The 21,927-nt window shown below is 59.9% G+C and carries 21 protein-coding genes and 3 pseudogenes; 9 read left to right on the forward strand and 15 right to left on the reverse strand.

Features of this window, described 5'->3' with window-relative positions; all coding sequences use genetic code 11:
• Positions 1-113 precede the first annotated feature (113 nt).
• A complete protein-coding gene (locus tag GB927_RS31720; RefSeq protein ID WP_256121266.1) occupies positions 114-1,094 on the forward strand; it encodes a LacI family DNA-binding transcriptional regulator in 981 nt (326 codons plus the stop codon).
• 11 nt (positions 1,095-1,105) lie between these two features.
• On the opposite strand, the gene GB927_RS31725 is transcribed toward GB927_RS31720, so the two are convergent.
• Positions 1,106-1,339 carry a DNA helicase UvrA gene (locus GB927_RS31725; RefSeq protein WP_256121192.1) on the reverse strand — a complete coding sequence of 78 codons (234 nt, stop codon included), beginning with the start codon at positions 1,337-1,339 and terminating at the stop codon, positions 1,106-1,108.
• 329 nt (positions 1,340-1,668) lie between these two features.
• Between GB927_RS31725 and GB927_RS31730 the strand changes: the two genes are divergently transcribed.
• A complete protein-coding gene (locus tag GB927_RS31730) occupies positions 1,669-1,956 on the forward strand; it encodes a metal/formaldehyde-sensitive transcriptional repressor (protein ID WP_256121193.1) in 288 nt (95 codons plus the stop codon).
• 379 nt (positions 1,957-2,335) lie between these two features.
• Here the strand turns inward: GB927_RS31730 and GB927_RS31740 are convergent.
• The 7 genes and pseudogenes from GB927_RS31740 to GB927_RS31770 all read right to left on the reverse strand — a co-directional run.
• Positions 2,336-2,470: pseudogene (locus GB927_RS31740) on the reverse strand (metal-sensing transcriptional repressor); the annotation flags it as partial.
• Between the two features lie 639 nt (positions 2,471-3,109).
• Entirely contained in the window at positions 3,110-3,490 is a 381-nt protein-coding gene (locus GB927_RS31745) for a RidA family protein (RefSeq protein ID WP_256121194.1), read from the reverse strand.
• 42 nt (positions 3,491-3,532) lie between these two features.
• Positions 3,533-4,804 (reverse strand): NAD(P)/FAD-dependent oxidoreductase, encoded by a 1,272-nt coding sequence (locus GB927_RS31750; RefSeq protein ID WP_256121195.1) that lies wholly within the window; start codon positions 4,802-4,804, stop codon positions 3,533-3,535.
• Entirely contained in the window at positions 4,805-5,569 is a 765-nt protein-coding gene (locus tag GB927_RS31755) for an amino acid ABC transporter ATP-binding protein (RefSeq protein ID WP_369431759.1), read from the reverse strand. It abuts the gene before it with no gap.
• A complete protein-coding gene (locus GB927_RS31760) occupies positions 5,570-6,481 on the reverse strand; it encodes an amino acid ABC transporter permease (RefSeq protein ID WP_006470636.1) in 912 nt (303 codons plus the stop codon). It lies immediately after the preceding gene.
• 65 nt (positions 6,482-6,546) lie between these two features.
• Positions 6,547-7,437, reverse strand: a complete 891-nt coding sequence (locus tag GB927_RS31765; RefSeq protein ID WP_256121196.1) for an ABC transporter substrate-binding protein — start codon at positions 7,435-7,437, stop codon at positions 6,547-6,549.
• A gap of 92 nt (positions 7,438-7,529) precedes the next feature.
• A complete protein-coding gene (locus GB927_RS31770) occupies positions 7,530-9,014 on the reverse strand; it encodes an aldehyde dehydrogenase (protein ID WP_006470634.1) in 1,485 nt (494 codons plus the stop codon).
• A 275-nt stretch (positions 9,015-9,289) separates the two neighbouring features.
• Here GB927_RS31770 and hutC (GB927_RS31775) point away from each other — a divergent pair, with 275 nt between their 5' ends.
• Genes hutC (GB927_RS31775) through GB927_RS31785 form a run of 3 tightly spaced genes read left to right on the forward strand, consistent with a single transcriptional unit; the run spans position 9,290 to position 11,984 of the window.
• On the forward strand, positions 9,290-10,048 hold the full coding sequence (hutC, locus tag GB927_RS31775) for a histidine utilization transcriptional repressor HutC (protein ID WP_006470633.1): 759 nt from the start codon (positions 9,290-9,292) through the stop codon (positions 10,046-10,048).
• Positions 10,049-10,071: 23 nt separating this feature from the next.
• Entirely contained in the window at positions 10,072-11,397 is a 1,326-nt protein-coding gene (locus GB927_RS31780; RefSeq protein WP_256121197.1) for a UbiD family decarboxylase, read from the forward strand.
• A 2-nt stretch (positions 11,398-11,399) separates the two neighbouring features.
• Positions 11,400-11,984: a UbiX family flavin prenyltransferase gene (locus GB927_RS31785; RefSeq protein WP_256121198.1), complete on the forward strand. Its 585-nt coding sequence runs from the start codon at positions 11,400-11,402 to the stop codon at positions 11,982-11,984.
• Here the strand turns inward: GB927_RS31785 and hutC (GB927_RS31790) are convergent.
• The 4 genes and pseudogenes from hutC (GB927_RS31790) to GB927_RS31805 form a co-directional block, all read right to left on the reverse strand.
• The gene (gene hutC, locus GB927_RS31790) at positions 11,977-12,750 is read right to left on the reverse strand and encodes a histidine utilization transcriptional repressor HutC (RefSeq protein WP_256121199.1); all 774 of its coding nucleotides are present in this window, start codon (positions 12,748-12,750) and stop codon (positions 11,977-11,979) included. The genes GB927_RS31785 and hutC (GB927_RS31790) overlap by 8 nt on opposite strands.
• Positions 12,751-12,929: 179 nt before the next feature.
• The gene (locus tag GB927_RS31795) at positions 12,930-13,412 is read right to left on the reverse strand and encodes a TIGR02444 family protein (RefSeq protein ID WP_256121200.1); all 483 of its coding nucleotides are present in this window, start codon (positions 13,410-13,412) and stop codon (positions 12,930-12,932) included.
• 319 nt (positions 13,413-13,731) lie between these two features.
• Positions 13,732-13,915, reverse strand: a pseudogene (locus GB927_RS31800) (transposase); the annotation flags it as partial.
• Positions 13,916-13,997: 82 nt separating this feature from the next.
• Entirely contained in the window at positions 13,998-14,279 is a 282-nt protein-coding gene (locus GB927_RS31805) for a metal/formaldehyde-sensitive transcriptional repressor (RefSeq protein WP_256121201.1), read from the reverse strand.
• 146 nt (positions 14,280-14,425) lie between these two features.
• On the opposite strand from GB927_RS31805, the pseudogene GB927_RS31810 reads away from it, so the two are divergent.
• Positions 14,426-14,565, forward strand: a pseudogene (locus GB927_RS31810) (exodeoxyribonuclease III); the annotation flags it as partial.
• Between the two features lie 361 nt (positions 14,566-14,926).
• On the opposite strand, the gene GB927_RS31820 reads toward GB927_RS31810, so the two are convergent.
• The 3 genes from GB927_RS31820 to GB927_RS31830 all read right to left on the reverse strand — a co-directional run bounded on the left by GB927_RS31820 (position 14,927) and on the right by GB927_RS31830 (position 19,624).
• Positions 14,927-15,853 (reverse strand): adenylate/guanylate cyclase domain-containing protein, encoded by a 927-nt coding sequence (locus GB927_RS31820; protein ID WP_256121202.1) that lies wholly within the window; start codon positions 15,851-15,853, stop codon positions 14,927-14,929.
• A 573-nt stretch (positions 15,854-16,426) separates the two neighbouring features.
• A complete protein-coding gene (gene nhaA / locus GB927_RS31825; protein ID WP_256121203.1) occupies positions 16,427-18,292 on the reverse strand; it encodes a Na+/H+ antiporter NhaA in 1,866 nt (621 codons plus the stop codon).
• A gap of 54 nt (positions 18,293-18,346) precedes the next feature.
• Positions 18,347-19,624 (reverse strand): replication-associated recombination protein A, encoded by a 1,278-nt coding sequence (locus GB927_RS31830; RefSeq protein WP_439655548.1) that lies wholly within the window; start codon positions 19,622-19,624, stop codon positions 18,347-18,349.
• Positions 19,625-19,995: 371 nt separating this feature from the next.
• On the opposite strand from GB927_RS31830, the gene GB927_RS31835 reads away from it, so the two are divergent.
• The 3 genes from GB927_RS31835 to GB927_RS31845 all read left to right on the forward strand — a co-directional run bounded on the left by GB927_RS31835 (position 19,996) and on the right by GB927_RS31845 (position 21,755).
• The gene (locus GB927_RS31835) at positions 19,996-20,259 is read left to right on the forward strand and encodes a DksA/TraR family C4-type zinc finger protein (RefSeq protein ID WP_256121205.1); all 264 of its coding nucleotides are present in this window, start codon (positions 19,996-19,998) and stop codon (positions 20,257-20,259) included.
• A gap of 283 nt (positions 20,260-20,542) precedes the next feature.
• Positions 20,543-20,974: a DUF488 domain-containing protein gene (locus tag GB927_RS31840; protein WP_256121206.1), complete on the forward strand. Its 432-nt coding sequence runs from the start codon at positions 20,543-20,545 to the stop codon at positions 20,972-20,974.
• A gap of 256 nt (positions 20,975-21,230) precedes the next feature.
• Positions 21,231-21,755, forward strand: a complete 525-nt coding sequence (locus GB927_RS31845) for a fumarylacetoacetate hydrolase family protein (protein WP_256121207.1) — start codon at positions 21,231-21,233, stop codon at positions 21,753-21,755.
• Positions 21,756-21,927 lie beyond the last annotated feature (172 nt).

Consider the following 21,927-nt stretch of genomic DNA (forward strand, 5'->3'; position numbering starts at 1 on the left):
AAAAAATAGCTTGAGTCGGAAACTGCCTCCTCTGTAGGCAGGGATTGGGAAAATCGCAGATTCGGAGACGAGGGATGGAAAAGGCACCCGTAGATGCAAGACCTGGCGCCCGCATGGTTGACGTGGCACGCTTGGCAGGAGTCTCGCATATGACCGTATCGAACTGCTTCAAGCATCCGGACAAAGTGATCCCGGAAACACGACTGAAGGTGCTCGAAGCGGCGGCCCGGCTGGGTTATGTGCCGAACCTGATTGCAGGAAACCTGGTGTCCGGACGCAGCAAGGTGATTGCCGCAATCATTCCGACCATTCAGAATTCGAGCTTCGCCGACATGATCATGGGGCTCGAGCAGGAACTCGATGCGCATGGCTATCACTTGATCGTCTCGGTCGTAGGCTCTTCCGATCGGGAATATGATGCCGTGCGAGCGCTCATCGGACGCCGCGTCGACGGGATCGTGCTCACTGGCGTCGATCGGGATGAGTCGACCTTCCGCTTGCTCGAACAGTCCGGCATACCCACGGTCGAAACATGGAGCCTGAACGGGCCGTTCGTCGACATGGGGGTTGGATTCATGGACCGCGCGGCTTCACGCGATGCCACACAATTGATGATCGACAAGGGACTGCGAAGGATCGGCGTCGTCGGCTATGAAACCGGGGAGAAACACAGATACCAGGAGCGGCTGGCCGGTTTCATGGATGCCATGGCAGCCGCTGGTTTGCCGACCGATCTTGTTGCGCTGGTGCCTCTGAAACTGGGCTTCCCCGGTGGCAGGATGGCGCTCGCGGAACTTATAGCCAAGGACGCTAAACTGGAGGGGGTTTTCTGTTACACGGACGTTCTCGCTTCGGGCGTGGTTTTCGACTGCATGAGGCGAAATTGGCAGATTCCAGACAGGCTCTCCGTCGTCGGATATGGCGATTATGAGATTGCAGCCGAGTTGTCGCCCGGCTTGACCACTGTGCGATCGCCCGGGGACAAGATTGGCCAGGAAGCGGCGCGAATGATCATCGCGCGGTACTCTGACAAGAAGGTACGAAAGAAAATCGCAGATGTAGGTTACAGCATCATTCGGCGGGGAAGCGTTTAGCAAGCTCCAGTCTAGCATATTGCCGCCTTGAGATAGCGGACCGTCACACTGCTTTTTTCACCGGCACCATCCTGTGGGTCGCCACTGGCGACGATATTTCCACCCTCCTCGCCCGCGCCAGCCCGCCCGAGGTCGACTATCCAATCGACCTGGGCAACGATGCGCATGTCATGCTCGACCACGATTACCATATTGCCGGAATCGGCAAGTCCCTGAAGGTGGCGCATCAAGCGGTCGGCATCCATTCTATGCAAAATCGGGTCAAAGAATGCGATCGCTATTCACGGCTCATCTAGGCAATCGCGAGAAATCTTCAAACCACTAGCCATATACTAGTATGGAGTATATGCAGGTTGCTCGCAGCGAGTAACAAGGGCGGAGAGCTTGCTTTCCAGCATCCGCGCACATACGAAACGGCGATCTGCCATGGATAGGCCGACGGCTTTGAACAGCCATCCATCTTACGAGTTCGCGCACGGTGCTATTATCCCCCTCTGACAAGGACGACGCGGGAATCTTGGAAGAAACTAGCCTCCTGTATAGTATGATACGGGCCATGAAATAGGATAACTTGATGCTACAGACACCGGAAGAGAAGAAGCGGGCCATCACGCGCCTTCGTCGCATCAAGGGGCAAGCAGAGGCACTGGACAGTGCCATCGAGGCCAACACCGGCTGCGGTGCACTTTTGGAGCAGATTGTCGCCATGCGAGGAGCGGCAAATGGACTGATGGCGGAAGTCATGGAGAGTCATTTTCGTGAGACGTTTGGTCAAGATCAAAAGCCCTCGACGCAGCGCGCAGGCGACGTCGATGATGAGATCGACGACGTGATGAAGATCTTGCGGACCTATCTCAAGTAGCCTGATCTTACGCTGCCGGACGGCTCGATGAGTTGCCTAGAGAAATTCCGGTGAAATCCGGCTCAACGGAATTTCTATAATATATTGTTTTTACAGTATTATAAGACACAAAAGCGAAGCCGCTTTGGCTAGAAATGCTTTAGTGAGCTTGGCCCCATGCTATGAGAAAGCCGAATTTGCCGAACTGTCCACCAAATCGCCAAGACGACAACAGGAACAAGGGCAGAAATCGCCAATTCGGCGCCACCCCATCATGCAATCCAGGTACCCCCTTGATGAGATACGCGAGGAGGCCGACGACATAGTAAGAGATTGCGGCAACCGACAAACCTCGACCGTTTGCTGCAACCGTAATTACAGCTTCGCCCGGTCGTTCAGGCATTGTCACGATCTGCTGGAGCAATGGGGCGCAGTCGGTTCCGGCTTCGATCGCACGTTCCAACGCTTCTGCCTGTCCCCTGATGCGCCGTAGACGTATGATCACCAGCTTCTTCTCTTCTGGTGAATTTCGCATCGCGTTTTCCTGAATGATGGACGTAACATACTTTACAAGGGGGAGTTTCAACCCTGTCTCAAGGCGTCGACATTTGCGCGGCAGTTCTGTTTTTTGGAACTGAGAGGCAGACAGGAAGTCGGAAGGCGATGCGCGCCCGGGGCAGATGGCGGTTCCGCCCGGAAATCTCAGGCTGACATGGCAGGTGCGATCCAGCATGAGCACGGAAAAGCCCAAGGCATGTCCCGCCGGGTTTCGGGTGTCCCGCCCAGAATGAGATGTTATCGGTGTCGCTGAACGTGCTGCCGTCGTCCACGCTCGGCTTAGGAGATCGAACGTCTATTCCCTCCGGGACTGAGTATGCCTCGACGGTGCAATTGCGAGAGGGGTAATAGCATCTTAAAGCAGGAATCTAGGATAGGCCTTCGCCAAATTTGAACAGCCCAATTGATCGAGAGGACCGGACGTGATGAATAATGGTGTCTTCCTCTTACCTGGTTATCTGACGCTTGTGCAATAAAAGTTTGACCATCTACAGCAAGGATGAATGGTCTAGAATATTCGTCCGATTCATCGATCATGTATTACCTCCTGAATTGACCGCACATTTCCTCAACGGAGCAAAGAAAACCGAAGCTCAATGGCCGCGACAGGACGGCCTCACACTGCGAGAGAGGCGGTGATCTCGATTTCGACTTTGGCTCCGCGTGCGGGGATTTGGCATATCAGGAACGTGCTGGTGGGCCGAATATCCTTGAACACCTCTCCAAGGACCGGGCTTACGGCCTCGGCGGCTTCAAGATCCGTTACGTACACCCGGCTTGCCACCGCATTGGCGAGGCTTGCCCCCGCTTTCTGCAATGCGTCCTCGACGTCCGCGAACGCATTGCGCGCCTGGTCCGCGGCATCCGGAGGGAACAGGCCCGTTGCCTTGTCGCGCCCCGTCGTGCCGGACACATAGATCGTCGTCCCGTCGATCACGGCCTTGGCGTAGCCCGCGGTCGTTTCGGAAGGGGCACCGGAAAAGATTCTCTTTGGCATTCTTGTCTCCATGTCAGGCGGATCGGTTCGTTTGGATCGTTGTCAGAAGCGGGCCGGTGAGAGAGCCGAGATATCCACCGATGGGGATTGCCCCGCCGCAAGTTCGGCCATGACTTTCCCGGCCATCGGTCCCAGTCCGAAACCATGGCCGCTAAATCCGGTTGCGACGAGAAGCCCTTCGACCGCCTCGACCTTGCCCATGACGGGAACGACGTCGGGAAGGGTATCGATGATGCCGGCCCAAACGGTGTCGATGGCAACTTCCGCCAATGCCGGCAGGAACCTGCGCAATTCGGCCTGGGCCTGCCGGACGCGATGAAGGGCGGGCTGCACGGCTTCGCGGGTGGGCGCGATATCCGCTATCGGCGCGGCGCGACGCGAGGGGACGAAGGGCTGGATGGGACCCAGATAGTTGATCCGCGCCGCATCCGGATTGCCTTTTCTCGTCTCCCGATAATGGCGCATATACCGCCAGGAATCGAGCCGCACGTCATACTCTCCCCCCGCCACCGACAAAACGATCGCTCCGTTCACATCCTGCCGAAGGCCGGTCTGCGGCAACGAGATACAGGGATCGATGGTCAAGTGCGGCACGGGCAGGGAGCGTGCGACGGTTGCTCGTATTCTTTCCTGGGGAAGATCGTATCCGACCGCGCGCAGGAGCCTGCCGCTTCCCGTGCCGGCGGCGCAGAGAACCGTATCGGCGCGGTAAAGCCTGCCATCGATCCAGACGCCGTGAATGCGTCCGGCCTGGATATCCAGGCGCTTCACGCTCCCGCCGAGGACGACCGAGACGCCCCGCTCGACGGCGGCCTCGAACAGCGCACGCGTGGCGCGTCCCGGTTCCGCCCGCCCGTCCGAGGCGGTGAACATCGCGCCTCGAACGCCGGCCTTTTCCGAAAGGAAGGGGAGTTTTCCGGCAACCTCGGCCGGGGTCAGCAGTTCGGTATCGAGACCGAAGTCCTTCGCCTTGGCCTGCCAGTCCGCCTGATGGGCCACGTCCGCGTCATTGACCGCCAGGACGATGTTGCCGCCGCAAAACCAGCCGACGCTGCGTCCGAGATCCTTTTCAAGACCGTTCCACAGGCGCAGCGAGGCCATGGCGAGAGGAAGCTCGCGGAAGTCCCGTCCCTGCTGGCGGACGAAGCCAAGATTGCGGCCGGATTGCGCGGAGCCCGGCGTGTCGCGCTCGACGAGCAGGACACGCAGGCCGGAACGCGCGGCATAAAGCGCCGCCGAGCACCCGACGATGCCGCCGCCGCCGACGATCAGATCCCATGCGTTCGATCCGTGAAGGTTTCCCCGAGCGCCCATTCAATGAACCTTCGCCATGAAGGAGCGGGTACGCTCGAAAGCGGCGCTGTTGAATATCTCGGAAGGCGCGCCCAGTTCCACGATCCTGCCTGCCTGCATGAAGGCAATGCGATTGCAGACCTCGCGCGCGAAGGACATCTCGTGGGTGACCACCATCATCGTAAGGCCCTCGTCCGCCAGGGATCGCATGACGTCAAGGACTTCCCCGACCAGTTCCGGGTCGAGCGCGCTGGTGGGCTCGTCGAAGAGCAGGACCTTGGGCTTCATCGCCAACGCCCGCGCGATGGCGACGCGCTGCTGCTGCCCGCCGGACAACATCCGGGGATAATTCTGCATCTTGTCGGCCAGGCCGACGCGCGCCAGAAGCTCGACCGCCAGCGCCTCGGCCTCCCGCCTTGCAATGCCGAGAACATGGACGGGCGCCTCCATGACGTTCTCGAGGGCGGTCTTGTGCCCGAACAGATTGAAGTTCTGGAACACCATTCCGATCCGCGCCCGCTGCCGGGCGATCTGTCTTTCCGACAGCTCGTAGGCAAAGTTTCCGTCACGCCGATAGCCGATCAGCTCCCCATCGACCGTGATGCTTCCCTGCTCGATCCGTTCGAGGTGATTGACGCAGCGCAGGAGGGTCGACTTGCCCGAACCGGACGGGCCGATCAGGCTGATGACCTCGCCGGCCGCGACGTCAAGATTGATGTCGTGCAGCACCGGCAAGCTGCCATATCTTTTCGACACCCGGTCAAAGACAATCATCGGATCTGACATTTATCGAACCTTCCGGCGAAACAGGCGTCCTACAGGGGTGATGGCGGTCACGGTCGACCGGCTGAAGTGCCGCTCTATCCGCATCTGGACGGCGCTCAGGATCGTGGTCGCCGCCAGGTACCATATGCAGGCGACGATCAGCAGCGGAATGGTCTGGAAATTCCGGGAATAGATCGTCTGGGCCGAGTAGAGCAGGTCGGCCAGCGAGATCACGCTCACCAGGGAGGAGGTTTTCAGCATGCCGATCGTCTGGTTGCCGGTCGGCGGGATGATCACGGGCATCGCCTGCGGCAGGACGATGCGCCACAGCGCCTTTCCACCGGTCATGCCCAGCGATTTCGCAGCCTGCCTTTGGCCCGGGTCCACCGACATCAGGCCGCTGCGGATGATCTCGGACATATAGGCGCCTTCGTTCAGTCCAAGACCCAGAACCGCTGCCGTGACGGGCGATATGAGTGTGTTGGTGGGGATGGAAACCCACAGGGACGTGAACGGGATGCCGAGGGAAAGCTCGGGAAAGAGAGCGCCGAGATTGTACCAGAATATGAGCTGGACAAGGACCGGGGTGCCGCGAAAGAACCAGATATAGGCATTGGCCACGGTCGAGATGACGACATTGTCCGTCATTGCGAGAATGGCGAATATCGTTCCGAGGACGACACCGATCGCCATGGTGACCAGCGTCAGCCACAGCGTCAGGGAAAGGCCCGAAAGGATACGGGCGTCGAACAGGTATTCTCCGACGACAGCCCATCCGAAATTGGGATTTGCCGCGATCATGTTCGCGCAATACAGCACGAAGACGATCAGCAGGGCCGCGGCCAGCCGCGTCTTCCAGGCGGTGGCCGGGACATAGGTCAGCACCGGCCGGTCCGATGGGCCCGTCAATGCCAGAGTTGAATCATTCGACATGATCGCTGTCTCTCAATAGTGGCCAGTCGGATGCGGCCGGCGGCAGGGGCCACCGGCCGCGATTTTCATTCCGCAGCCGGAACAGTGGCAAGGTTGATGCCCGGCTCGTGTTCCATGGCCATCGGCGAGACAGTCCATTTCTCGTAGATCTTGTTGTAGTCGCCGTTCGCCCGGACTTCCTTCAGAGCCGCCAGCACGGCTTCGCCGAGGTCCATTTCATCCTTGCGAAACGCGATGCCGCTCGGCATGCGGGCAAGGATCGGCATGCTGATGACCTTCACGGCACGCGGGGCAGCCTTCTGGATTTCCCCGGCCATGGCCGCGGAAGTCAGCACGAAATCGGTGCGCCCGGAATAGAGGGAAAGCAACGTCGACTCCGACGTCCCGAATTCGGAGACGGACGGCTTCTCCTTGCCGGCGGCGGCGCAGGCGTCGCCGATCTCCTTCGTGATCATGTCGACCCATTCGGTGCCGCTCTGCGCGGCTCCCTTCATGCCGCAAAGGCCGAGATGGTCGTCGATCCCGCTTCCCTTTTCCTCAAGGACATAGGCGGAAGAGGTGGTGTAGCCGTAGTCGACGAAGCTGACGACCTTTTGCCGCTCCGCATTGTCGGTGATCCCCTCCATGGCGAGATCCCAACGACCGGACTGGACACCGGGGATGAGCGAGTCGAAGGCGACGGATGTCACCTCGATCTTCACCTCGAGACGGTCTGCGATCGCATTCCAGAGATCGACTTCGAAGCCGACCATCTCGCCGGCATCGTTGATGGACTGAAAGGGAGGATATTTCGCGTCGGTCACCAGTTTGATGACCCCGGCATCCTTGTATTTCTGGGGCAGAATGTCGGCCGCCGACTGCGCATTGGCGGTGCCCGCCATGACAAGCAGGCCGATTGCGGCGATGGCGCCCACCGCGGAGACGGAACTGTAGCGTTTTACTCTCTCGAAAATCATGACGTGTTCCCCTTTTGTGGCCTCAGGTTGCCGACCAGCCACTCGGCCTGTTGTGGCTCGCCGTTGTGCCCCGATGAGATCGGCGTTTCGCTTCAGCCGATCACGAACGGATTTGCGATTTCCTCGGCGGTGGAGAGCCAGACGGCCTTGGTCTGGAGATATTCGTAGATTCCGGCCACGCCGTTCTCGCGCCCGAGACCGCTCTTCTTGTAGCCGCCGAAGGGCGTGGTGTAGGAAATGTCGCGATAGGTGTTGACCCAGACGCTGCCGGCCTCGAGCTGTTCGGACATTTTCAGGGCAAGGCGCATGTTCGAGGTCCAGACGCCGGCACCGAGGCCGAATTCGCTGTCATTGGCGATGGCGAGGGCCTCTTCCGGCTCGTCGAAGGCGATGGCCGATAGAACCGGACCGAACACCTCTTCCCGCGCGATGCGCATATCGTTGTTGACGCCGGCGAAGATGGTCGGCTCGATGAAGAAGCCGGTGCCGCATTCCGCAAGGTCCGGGCGCTTGCCGCCGAGGACGAGCTCGGCGCCTTCCTGGCGGGCGATGTCGATATAGCCGAGCACCTTCTCGAACTGCATGCTGTTGGCGATCGGCCCGATCTGGGTCTCGACCTTGCGCGGATCGCCGATGCGCGCCGTTTTCGTGAAGGCGGCGAGCTTCTCCAGGAAACGGTCATGGATCGAGCGATGCACGAGCAGGCGCGAGCCGGCGATGCAGGTCTGGCCGACCGCGCCGAAGATCCCGCCGACCACGCCGCGCACGGCATTGTCGAGATCGGCATCGGCGAAGACGATGTTGGGCGACTTGCCGCCGAGCTCCAGGCTGACGCGCTTGATGTCCCTCGCCGCCAGCGCAGACAGATGGGCGCCCGTCTTCGTCGAGCCGGTGAAACCCAGGTGCCGCGTCAGCGGATGCGTGACCAGCGGCTCGCCCACTTCCGGGCCGTAGCCGGTGACGACATTGATGACGCCGGCCGGGAAGCCGGCCTTCTCGACCAGTTCCATGAGCTTGAGTGCGGTGGCGGAGGTGAATTCCGCCGGCTTCATCACCAGCGTGTTGCCCGCCGCCAGCGCAGGGGCCGCCTTGAGGGAGAACAGCAGCAGGGGCGCGTTCCACGGCACGATGCCGACGCACACGCCGAGCGGCTCATGGCGCGAGAAACTCAGCGCCGGCTTGTCGCAGGGATGGACCGTACCCTCGATCTTGTCGGCATAGCCGGCATAATAGTGATACCAGTGCGGAATGTAGCGGATCTGGTGCCGCATCTCCTCCAGCAGGCGGCCGTTGTCGCGCACCTCGATCTCGGCCAGCGCGTCGGCATGCTCCTCGATGAGGGCGGCGAACTTCTGGATGATGCGGCCGCGCTGGGTCGGGTGCATCCTGCCCCAGGGACCCTGCGTGAAGGCGCGGTGCGCCGCACGCACCGCGCGGTCGGCATCCTGCGCATTGCCGCGCGGGATCAGGGCCCAGGGCTTTGCCGTAAAGGGATCGACCGTCTCGATATACTCCCCCGAGGCCGGGGCGACCCATTCGCCGTCGATATACATGGACAGTTTCGGCAGGTCTTGCATGGGCATGGTCTCTCCTTTTCGCGGCATCAGGCAGCGCCTTAATCGCCATATCGATATCCGTTTTGATTAAAAATGATATTTCTATTTGCTGTCAAGGATGGAATTATCGAGTCGATAAATTAGTTGTATGCGCAAGAATTCATCATTTTTACAATTATATGCCTAAAAAATAATCAATAATGCCGCTGAAACATCAAAATTCAGAAATTGCCCTTGCCTTCGTGGCAAATTTGGTGTGATTTGCGCCTCAGAATAATGATATCATTTTGGAGGACATGGTGGCGCTAGACCAGCCCCTGTACGAGCGGATCAAAAGCGCAATCGATCGCCGTATCGAGACCGAGGAATGGCCGCCCAACTTTCAAGTCCCTTCGGAAGAGGATCTTGCCAGCGAATTCGGCGCGTCCCGCCTCACCGTGCGCCGGGCCCTGCGCGAGCTGCAGACGGACGGCGTGCTGCTACGCGTCCAGGGGCGCGGCACCTTCGTCATCGGCCCGCGCATGCAATGCGCCGTGTTCAATCTCGCCGACATATCGGAGGAGATCGCTTTCGGCGGTGGCGCCCATAGCTGCCGGCTCCTCCGGCATTCGGCCCTCACCAGGGACGATCCCGGCTGGAACATGCTCCAGCTTGGCGCCGAGGACACCGTTTTCCATTCGCGCCTGCTTCATCTGGAGGACGGCAGCCCGATCCAGCTGGAAGACCGCTATGTGAATGCCGCGGAGGCGCCGGACTATATCGAGCAGGATTTCTCGAAGGTGAGCCCGCACGGCTGGCTGCTGCGCGAGACCATCGTCACGACCGTCGACAACACGATCCGTTCCATCCGCGTCGACGACGAAACCCGTCTTAACCTGCAGATCGGCGCCGACCAGCCGTGCCTCCTGCTGGACCGCTCGACCTGGCGCGACGGCATTCCCGTCACGCGCAGCCGTTTCATCTATCCCGGCGACCGCTACCGCATGCGCTCCCGGCACGAGGCGCGCACCAACCGCATCGTCACCATCCCCGCCCTATCCGGAACAAGCCGCTGAAGCCTTGGCAGAAGGAGCCGCCCATGAGAAATTTCGTTCGCACACTCCAGGAGCGCGGGGACCTGCTGGTCGTCGACCGCGAGATCGACCCGGCCCATGAGCTCGCCGCCGTCACCCATCTCGCGCAGAAGAAATGGGCCAAGCCCGTGATGTTCACCAATGTGAAGGGCACGCGCTTTCCCGTGGTCACCAATGTCTACAGCACCCGCGAGCGGCTGGGCGAGGTGATCGGCATCGACGCGAACGACTTCTGCCGGCAGTGGAGCAAGCTTTCCTCGCTCGGCTCGGCCGAGATGCGCGACCCCCTCGTTCCGGCGAACGAGACCCCGGAATACGAGGAGGTCAGGCTCTCCGACCTGCCGCTGATCACCTATTCGGACCGCGACGGCGCCCCCTATTTCACCTCCGCCATGTTCATCGCCAAGGATCCCGAGACCGGGGTGGGCAACCTCTCCTATCACCGCTCGATGTTCATCAGCGACAACGAGCTGCGCTGCCGCCTCGCCCCGCGCCACCACCTGACGATCTACCACGAGAAGGCCGAGAAGATGGGCCGGCCGCTCGAGGCCGCCATGCTGATCGGCCCGCCGGCCCACGCCTTCCTGACCGCCGCCGCCCCCCTGCCCTACGACGTGGACGAGCTGGAAGTGGCCGCGCGGCTGCGCGGCACGCCGATCGCCATGCGCAAATGCAACCATATCGACCTTGAGGTTCCCGCCGAGACCGAGGTGGTGATCGAGGGCCGGTTCCTGCCCAACGAGCGCCGCCCGGAAGGTCCGTTCGGCGAGTTCATGGGCTATTACGTCCCGGTCGGTCCCAACGCCGTCTTCGAGGTGCTCGGCGTCACCGTGCGCAAGGACGCCATGTTCCATTCGATCCTCTGCGGCTCGCCCGAGGAGGTGCTGACGCTGGAGCTTTCCGTCTCGGCCAATATCTACCAGCGGCTGAGCGCGGCGCTTCCCGGCATCGTCAACGTGACCTGCCAGCCCTTCGTCAACCACGCCATCGTGCAGATCGAGCCGCAGTTCGAAGGCCATGCGCGCCAGGTCATGCTGGCGACCATCGGCGCCGAGCCCATCTGGGCCAAGCAGATCACCGTCGTCGATACGGATGTCGACATCTACGACATGGACGACGTGCAATGGGCGATCCTGACCCGCTGCCGCCCGGACAAGGACACGCTCGTCATTCCCGAGACCCCGTCCTTCTACCGGGACGAGGCCAAGGATCACTGGGGACGCCTGCTGGTCGACGCTACCAAGCCCTGGGGACGGGAGGAGGAATTCGAGCGCAAGCGGCTGCGCATGGTGAACGACATCCGTCTCTCCGACTGGTTCGCAGGCGCCTGACCATGAGCACGCGGCGGCTGATTGTCGGAATCACGGGGGCTTCGGGTGCGGCCTATGGCATCCGCGCCCTGGAGCTTGCGCGGGCGGCGGGGATGGAAACCCACCTCGTCGTCAGCCGCTCGGCCCTTCTCACGCTGAACCAGGAGCTCGGCCTGCAGAAGGCCGATCTCGAAGGCCGGGCCGATGTGATCTACCCGGTCGCCGATATCGGCGCGACGATCGCCAGCGGATCGTTCCGCACCATGGGAATGCTCATCGCCCCCTGTTCCGTGCGGACCATGTCGGAGATCGCCACGGGCGTGACCTCCACCCTGATGAGCCGGGCCGCCGACGTGGTGCTGAAGGAGCGCCGGCGCCTCGTGCTCATGCTGCGCGAGACGCCGCTGCATCTGGGGCATATCGAGACGATGGCGGCGCTCACCCGGATGGGGGCCATCGTCATGCCCCCCGTTCCCGCCTTCTATGCCAGGCCGCAAAGCATCGACGAACTGGTCACCCATTCCAGCGCCCGCGCCCTCGACCTTTTCGACATCGATACCGGCGCCGTCCGGCGCTGGGGTGGGCTGAAGGACAGCCTCCTCACTTGAACTTCTTGAGCCCCCTGGGTGCCAAGGGTCCACTTGCGTTGACCATGCGGTTCTGGCGCGCTTCGTGCGAGCTGCGCAGCCGATAGCGATCGCCGGGATAGAGGAAGCGGCTGCGGGTCACCGGCGTCCCGTCGCGCCAGGTCGACCGGTCCAGCAGGAGACAGGGCTGGGTACTGTCGATCTGCAGGAGCCGGCACGCCTCCTCGTCCGGCCGGATGGCGCGGATCGTATTGTCCACGGATGTCACCGTCGTCTCGCGAAGCAGGTAGGCGTGCGGCGTAATCTTGGTGAAGTCCTGCTCCAGGAATAACGGGGCCTCGCTCGCATTGACGTAGCGATCCTCGAGCTGGATCGGCGTGCCGTCCTCCAGGTGCAGCAGCCGCGCATGAAAGACGACGCCGTCCGGCCCCAGGGCCAGCATGTTGGATTGCGGGTCACCTCGCGGCACCGCGCCGAGCTCGATCACCCTGCAGGCATGGGCGCCGCCGTTGAGCGCGATTTCCTCGGCCATGTCGGAGATATTGAAGATGGCGCATTGCATGCGCCGGCCGACCACGAATGTGCCGCGCCCCTGAATGCGGATGAGGACGCCCTCGGCCTGCAATTCACGCAAGGCGCGTCTCACCGTCAGCCTGGACGCCCCGAACTCCTCCGCAAGCTCGACCTCCGCCGGAACCTGGTATTCAGCGGGCCACTCCTCCGCCTCGACACGGCGATCGATCGTCGCTTTTATCTTCTCATAGAGGTGCTGATCGGGTTCGGGCATGCTTGGCCTTGGTAATGATATCCTTTTGAAGGACTAACACACCCATTTGTGCGTGTCACCTTTGCAATCAGGAGTTGAAGTCGGCCTGTTTCTCACCAAACGCCCGGCTTCGACTTCGCCAAGTGAAACTGGCGCGAAAGACGCGACCTATGATGATACGGTCATTCGCGCATGCAGCATCAGCCCCCTGCAAGCGACCATACGGCATCCGCGATGAGGCGGGCTTGTGGCACCTCTTCCGGCAGAGTGCAGCCGGCGAAACGTTCGAGAACCATATGTGCGACGAGGTTGATCCGCGCTCGCCCCTCCTCTTGACCTTCATCGCGCGGCAGATCGGCGATCGCTTCCTCCAGCACCGCGACCTCCAGCTTCTCGGCGTCCAGTAGCGCCTTGAGTTCCGAGCGGAAAGACACAACCGGTGGGTGGCTCTCCATCCAGGGATTAGCCTTTAGCTGCACCCTGATCGCGCGCAGGGGGCGGACGACCTCTGCACGCCATCGGCGGCAGTTCTCGTCAAGGTTCCGAATCGCGTCGGAATCAATGTGGCTGCCTTTCCCGGCCGCTTGGAGCACCGCAAGGAGCAACGGTACGTCAAGTTCAAACCTCTCCTGCAATTCTAAGCACGCCTGGGCGACGCCCGGCTTTGCATAGACCTTCAGCATCACGGTTCACAAATCGGTACCAACGAAAGCTTCAACCATTATGTATTTCCTCGCCTATGGCTCTCTATCGTGGCGCACACAACCGTCGATGGCTCGTGTACTGTACATCGGCAACGAAAACATACGCAAAATCACCTCCGTCGGTCTTGTCGTGGGTTGATGTTCGACGAACGCAGGATCACTCATTCTTCCGTGAGCTCCTAACAAATTGCGGTGTCGGTAGAGCGTGAATGCAGCTTGAAATCGTGGTCTCTCATGCTACCCTCGCGTCAGTAATCTCCTATGGAACACCTTTGACAGTAATGTCTGTGTCCTCCTCCCACGCAATCGTGCAGGGGTCATAACGTGCCGAAATGTCAGCCCAGGGCATCCCCTGTCCGCAGCCGCCAGAAGATGCCGTTCAACACCCGCCGGTCATCCACCCGCTTCACACCGCGCACCTTCGACGGCAACAGCGGCTGGATCACGTCCCATTCAAAAGCCGTCAGATCAAAACGCGCCATGACCACCTCCTTCCTGCCGGAAAAGTGAATCATATCGCAATCAACAGCAGAAGCATTTTATGGGTATGTGACCTAATGGGCGCTACTTAAAATATGTCCGCAAAATTTTCATGATAGCCTCCACATTTTCGTCATGAGCCCTGTCGTCGTTCGGATTGATATTGGCACCGAACGTCTCCCTCAAATGGCTCTCCATCACTTCGGTCATTAACCCATTGGCTGCTCCACGTAGCGCCACTATTTGCTGAAGCAGCGGGGCACAATCGGTGCCAGCATCGATAGCACGTTCCAGAGCCTCCGCCTGACCTTTAATACGCCGGACGCGTGTGATTGCCCGTTTTTTGTCTTCTGGTGAATGTGGCATGGTGCTTTCCTAAATTTTTGCGTCACCATACTGTACAGGGGGGGAGTTTCAACCCTCCTTTAGGCTCTTCGCCAGACCTTCTGCAAAATCGATTGACCAAGTGGGCGAGAGATCGAGCCCGTGCATTTAGGCGCCGATCGAATGAGGTGGTGATCGGTTGCGTCTATCTTTCAACGGAAATCCGGCTCCGGGCCTGAAGTTCGACTACAAGCTCCGCTGGTTCGATGGCCTGTACTCCTATTCCGCTGAGCTCTTCGAACTCGACGTGCAAGGCCCCCTTGAGGGCCGAGGTCACAAATCCGAAAATAGGCGACAGGGTTGTGGTGCCAATTAGCTGCGGAGATTGTCTCTTCTGTCGAAGGGGTTTGTTTTAGGCTTGTGAGCGGACCAATCCGAACGCGAACATGGTAATTAAAGAGATGGGCCATCAGCCTGATGGACTTCTCGGGTTCAGCGATATGCTGGGCGGGTACCCTAAAATACACGCCAAGGCGCACTAAGATATGATAAATCGTTGAAATATGTGGATGGTTCCGCTAGGGAAACGGCCACTTGTCTTGAAGAACGGGCTCGGCAATTGCGACGGACATTCCCGCCGCGCGCACCGTCATCATCTCATTGGCTCGATAGGGCCGCACGACCCATTTCTAGCCTTCTCTTTCCGCGTACACTTCCATCGGTTGCCGAACGCCCTTGAGTCGATGGAATCCGGCGCTGAAGAAAGTTTCCGTGTCTTTGATTGGCAGAAGGGACCGAAACGCTGATGAGATTACGAGTGGTCGTCCTATTTCGTTGCATATTGACGCGATGCGACAAACTTCGTTCACGGCTGGACCGATCACCGTAAAATCCAAACGATCGCAACTACCAATGTTTCCATAGAAAACCTCACCAACATGAAGTGACAGATAGATCGAGGTTACAACTTGGCCGCTGTCCCAACGGACTCGATTGAGCGATTGCAATCGTTCTTCTAGTTCCCTTCGAGCTGCGAGGGCGCTCTGAGCGGCGGTCTCAGGAGACTCCGCGTTAAATATTGCGAGAGTGCCATCTCCGATAAGCTTCAAGACATCCCCACCATTCTTTGTCACGGAGAGAATTGCAGCTTCTGAATAGTCGTTGAGTAGACCTATGAGTTCCCCACTTGCCACCTGCTCTGACAAGGACGTGTAATCCGCCATGTCCGAAAACCAGAGGACGGTGTGAATGCTATCGACCGCACCTCGCGCAATTCGTCCCTGAAGAACCCTGCGGCCAGGATCGCGACCGAGATATACACTAACCAGCGACTGGGCTATCCTCCGGACAGCCGCTGTTTTAATCGATAGAGCAAGCGTCGGGAGGAGCTCGCGAAGAGCTTCCACTTCGCCTTCTGAGAATCCATTGTCTGATTTGCTTGACCACCGCGAGTAAAGATTGTCCATTTCGCCGATAGTATCGACTTCACACAGTCTTTGGATCATTGCGAAATAGTCTGTCTGACCATTATCTCGGAGTTCGTTCAGTACCAGAAATGGAAGAGGTTCGGTCCCCTGCAACGACACACGCAGCTCAGCCTGTCCAGCTTGTTGCATGGCGTAGAAGGGGCTGCGTAGCCAAATTTGGGCATTTTCTTCAGCGTTGTCGCGGAGAAATTGCTGTTGTGATTGCTCTACGCCCTCGTCTTCGTCCCAAAAAAACCCCAGGATTCGAGTACGGGATGAAGCGTATCAATAAAAAGAACGCCCTGCGAGATCATTATCCCATGTCGGCGACACCCTTCACAAAACCCGACAAGTATCTCACATTCGGTTCGCCCCAGCAGGCCTTGAGAAACCAACCATCGCTTAATTTCGGTCAAAGCCGAGTTTTTCATAAGTGCCCTACTCATCTTGGATGTGCAAAAACAATGGTATAATTATGGGGTATTACTATCAGTACACGCAGTAATCTTTTCACGTCGAGTATAACACTAAGGATTTGCCTACGCGAGTGAAGGCGGCGTGGGCTACAAAGCGGCGATAGCTTTCAAGCTGTCTAAATCCGCAAAGTGTTTCAGAGGGTATCAGGCTGACGGGTGTGTCGAGTTGGCGCTGTCCGGCGCGACGAGAGCCGCCCATGCAGAGCCCGTTCCTCCGGTGCCGGTGTAGCCCGGATCGAGACGTCGCTCAGGATTCGACTTCCTGAGTCCTTGTGCCGCGACGGCTGGCCTCCAGCGCTGCGGTGAGGGTGCGGGCGTCGTAGCTGCCGCGCAGACGGCGACCATCGACGAAGAACGTCGGAGTCGCATGCGCCCCGCTGGCGACCGCACTCACAAGATCCCGCTGCACACGCTCGATCACCAACGGGCTATCGAGATCCACGACGAACCTGTCGACATCGAGGCCGAGCTCTGCTGCATACCCGATCAAGTCCTCTCGCTCCAGCGCATGCTGACGCGTGAACACGAAGTCAAGCCACGGCCAGAACATCCCCTGGTTCGACGCGGCCTCGGACGCCCGCGCGGCGATCGGCCCGTGCGGGTGGTGCGGCAAGTGGCGCACCACATAGCGGAGGTCGTCCCCGAATTGGCCGCGCAGATCATCCCACGAGCCGGTCGCGTGCGCGCAGTATGAGCACTCGAAGTCCACGTACTCAACGAGAGTGAGCTGGGCGTCCTCGGGGCCGCGGATATGGTCGACCTCGGGATCCACCGGGGGCTCAAGCACCGTCGGCAGATCCGCCGTCTCCTCACCCCATCTCCGGGCGGCGACCTTGAAGACGAACCACCCCAGCAACGTAGCGAGCACCATCGACACCAGCACGCCGACCGTAGCCTGGCGGCCCAGGTCGGAGGTCGTGCCGAATGCGAGCCCGATGATGAGCAGGGATACGGTGAACCCGATCCCGGACAGTGCAGCACCGCCGAACACGCTCCCCATCCCGACGCCCTCGGGCAGCCGACCCAGGCCGAGGCGGACCGCGGCGAGAGTGATGAGTCCGATGCCCAGGAGCTTGCCGAGCACGAGCCCTGCGATGACCCCCCAGGTCACGGGCGAGCCTAAGGCCTCAGCGAGCAGCCCGCCACGCAGGTCCACCCCGGCGTTCGCCAGGGCGAACACCGGTACGATCAGCAGCGCGGTCGGCAGCCGAAGGAAGTCGTGCAGCCGCTCGTTCACCGCGATACCCCGGGACAGCCCGCAGTCCACCGCACGGGCCGATGCGGCACTCGGAGACTGCCAGAAATCCCGGAACAGCTGTCTTGCCGCGACGACCTTGTGACGCTGCGTCGCGTAGGCCGGGATCAGGAGCCCCGCCACCATCCCAGCAAGGGAGGCATGGATGCCGGAGTACACGGTTGCGAACCACAGCACGATCACGATAAGCACATACGGCGTTGCCCGCCATTGCCGGGTACGGCCTAGCAGCCACAACCCGACGAGACTGGCGAGGGCGATCAGCAGCGGGACGATCCGGATCTCCTCGCTGTAGACGATGCCGATGATGGACACGGCGAGAAAGTCGTCGACCACGGTCAGGGTGAGCAGGAACACGCGCAACTGACCGGATAGCCGCGGGCCGACGATCGCCAGGGTGCCCAGCATGAACGCCGTATCGGTGCCCACCACCGCACCCCACCCATGCAGGCCCTCACTTCCGGCCAGCCCCACGATCAGGACATAAACCAGCGCAGGAAGCACGACGCCCGAGACCCCTGCGATCAGGGCGAGACGGGCACGGCTTCGGTCCCGGAGAGATCCGTGGGCGAACTCCTGGCGCACCTCAAGGCCGATCAGGAAGAAGAAGACGACCATCAGGCCGTCATTGACCCAGTGGTGCAGATCCATGTGCAGGCCGAACGGGCCGAAATTGAACCCGACATCAAGGTGCCACAACGCAAAATAAGCATCGGACAGCGGCGAGTTCGCCCACACGAGCGCCACGACCGTGACGATCACCAGCAATACCGCTGCACCAGGCTCCGTGCGCAGATAGTGGGCAACTCGTCTCCATCTGATATTCGCCGAGGATTCACCGAAAGAAGAGTCTGGCATGTTCTCGTCCTGTAATTCGTGAGGGAGCGATGAGCCGGTTTCGGGGAGGATCGGTCAAGCATCGGCGCTTGGCGGCGCTGCGTCATCGAGCGAGCGCAGCCAAGCAAGCCTTTCTCCCAGCCTGCGCTCGACGCCACTGTCCGTTGGCTGGTACCAGCCCGGCCGCGCCACGCCCTCGGGAAAATAGGTTTGCCCGGCAGCATAGCCGCTGGGCTCATCATGGGCATAGCGGTAGCCTTCGTGATACCCCATCTGCTCCATCAACTTCGTCGGTGCATTGCGAAGATGGAGGGGAACAGGATGGGAGCCGCTGCGCTTGACGAATGCCTTGGCCTGGTCCCAGGCGGCATAGGAGGCATTCGACTTGGGGGCGAGGGCGAGGTAAGTCGCCGCCTGCGCCAGCGGTATCTCACCCTCGGGCGAACCCAGCCTGTCGTAGGCCAGCGCGGCGTTGAGTGCCAGTTGAAGCGCCTGCGGGTCGGCATTGCCGATGTCTTCGCTGGCCATCACGACCATGCGGCGGGTCACCTGGCTCACGTCGCCGCTTCCGTCGAGGATGCGGGCCAGCCAATACAAGGCTGCATCGGGGTCAGAGCCCCGCAGCGACTTGTGGAAGGACGAGAGCTGCCAGTAGAACTCGTCGCCGCCCTTGTCGAACCTGCGCAGCGATGGGCTGGTAGACAGCCTGGCGAACTCGCCATCGATCACGGCCTTTCCAGACCCCGACGCAGCATTCGTCACCTGCTCAAGCAGATTGAGGAAGCGCCTGCCATCGCCATCGGCGAAGCCCTTGAGCAGGTCAAGTGCGTCCGCATCCAACGTGACGCCCTGGAGATGCGGCAGTGCGCGTTCGTAGAGCTGGTTCAGCTCGTCGCCGGACAGCGGTTCGAGGGTATAGACCTGCGCCCGCGAGCGCAGTGCGGAATTGACCGCCAGGCCAGGATGCTCGGTGGTTCCCCCTACCAGGGTCAGGAGCCCCGACTCGACATGGGGCAGCAAGGCGTCCTGCTGCGCCTTGTTGAAGCGATGGATCTCATCGACGAAAAGTACTGTCGATCGACCATGATTGTCCAGTTCAGCCTGGGCCTCGTCGATGGCCTGCCGGATATCCTTTACCCCGGCAAGCACGGCAGAGATTGCGATGAACCGGCTGTCTGTCGTACTGGCGGCCAAGCGCCCCAAGGTGGTCTTGCCCACACCTGGCGGCCCCCAGAGGATGAACGAGTGCGACTTGCCCGCCTCGAAGGCAAGTCGCAGCGGCTTGCCCGGGCCAAGCAAATGCCGTTGCCCGACGAATTCATCTAGCTTCTTGGGGCGCAGGAGTTCGGCCAAGGGAGGCTGGGGCCTCGTTGTGAATAAGTCAGTCAAGATCACCTCACAGTGGAATCGCGACGAACGGCGCAGCGCTCGCACGCCAACCGAATCCACCAGTCGCTCGCCAATGATAAGAATACAGGGATCTACTATATAGTATATTGATCTTGCCGTGCAACCTTGCAGCTTCGTGTGTTAGCAGCGCTCATCGTAGATCCTCCGCCCGACAACGCTGCAGAGGTTAAACTCCGCGACCATCTTCCAGAAGATATCCGTCAGGAATATTTATACTGGGGGGGGGTATTCCTATATAAGATTGTGGCAGGGTAATCGGGCCTTGTTTAGCCACGTAACTGTTGGACATCCCATGTACTTTAAAGGAGCCGGACATGGCGAACGGTTGGGGACCCGAAGGCGGGATTCAGGACCAGATTAATGCGACTGTAACCGATGCACTATCGGCGGCACGTTCTCGACTTCCATCGAGAGAGGGTACCGTCGAATGCGAGGTGTGTGGCGACGAGATCCCGTTGAGACGTCGCCAGACCATTCCGTCAGTCAGGACATGCATTGCTTGCCAAAGTGAACGCGATAAACGGCCACCAATCTCCACGATCAACCGTCGTGGCAACAAAGATAGCCAACTGCGTTGATGGGAGTAGCAGATAGGCTCTTAACCTCTTGCGGAACGGACGCGAGTTGTCATCTTCGCTCGACGGTGAACGCTCGTTCCTCCTGACCTTGAAGCGCCTTTTACTTGACGCTTGGGCTTTTCAGCCCTGCAAGCGATCGAATGATTCTGCGAAGGAATTTTTGAGTTTGACAACTGGTGCTCTCCTCGTCGTCCTAGCATAGGAGGCATCGAGATCGTGCGGCATGGTCGACGATATGAGGGGCTAACCTTCGAACGTGTGGGGGGTTGGGTAGATAAAGACGATGAGAATATTCACCATTGGATTTACCAAGTCTTCGGCTCAGCACTTTTTCGCGAGGTTGAGGGACTCTGGCGCCAAACGGCTTGTCGATGTTCGCCTCAATAATGTTTCACAGCTATCAGGCTTCGCGAAGCGTGAAGACCTGAGATATTTTTCCGAAGCCCTTTGTGGAATGGAGTATGAGCATCTGCCGGAACTTGCGCCGACGAAGGAGATGTTCGAAGAGTTCAAGGTAAGAGGGGGAGACTGGAACACCTATGCCGCAAGATTTCTGGATCTGATTTCGCAACGCCGTATCGAGATGATCGACAAGGAGAAATTTGAAGATGGATGCCTGTTGTGCAGCGAGGACAAGCCTCACCGCTGTCACCGACGACTTGTCGCAGAATACTTAGCAACAAAATGGCCTGACGTTGAGATCGTGCATCTGTAAATCATCGAGATCGGCCCCCCACGAAGGCCCCACCTTTGGCTTTTCGCACGTCTGGTGAAAAATAGAACAGGCTTTCTACGCATTCCCACGGCACTGTGCTCTATTGTGCCGCATCTGGTCTCCGCTGCGCTCTGGCCAGCCACAGCTCCACTGAACTCGGACGCGGGCGCGGCGAGACACGCGCGGCCTGCACGATATCGCGTTCGAGCTGCGGATTTCGCTCATCAGGCGGTTGCCGCCAACGTGCTCGCCAAGCATGGCATCGAAACGCAATGGGCCTCCTCACGCCACAACAATAAGAAGTCTCGTCACCTACAGGAATAAAGGCCGCTGGGCCGCGCCGCCCGCCCTGTCGAAAGCCGCATCACGGGTTTGCGGTTTTCAACGTCGAACCGGGGCCGGTGGTGACCGGTCCACGTTTCGGCGCGCGATATCGAGCTGCGCGTCAGCCGGTGGATCGTCGGCAAGTCGATATACGGCTTCCTGCCGGACCGGTCTGGTGCCCCTATCGGCAATTCCCGACCCCCACAAGCTTCGCATCCAGACCCGGCTAAACGGCAAGGTCATGCAGGACAGCACCACGGACCTGATGATCTTCGACCATGTCGTGTCCTTCCTCAGCACCTACGTGACGCTGCAACCGGGCGGCATCATCTGCACCGGCACGCCGGGATATAGGGTGCGGGGCAGGAACATCGTAAACCCTGTTCCTGCCCCGCTTGCCATTGGAGGTAATGCCGCAGACCCGGATGGTTTTCTTTTATGGGCCTCGTTTTTATGAAATCAGCCCATTCGCATAAGGCCCGCACCGCAGGCGATTGCAAACCTGCGCGCGCAAGGCAGTAATGCAGTATCCAATCGAAAACATCGCCCTGAATGGCAGAGATAACCAATAAAAAAGCCGTCGCCGATGTGGGATGCGTTGATTTGATACACTGATAAAGCCTATCCTC

Origin of the sequence: Shinella lacus (assembly GCF_010994755.1) — a bacterium.
Taxonomy (GTDB): Bacteria; Pseudomonadota; Alphaproteobacteria; order Rhizobiales; family Rhizobiaceae; genus Shinella; species Shinella lacus.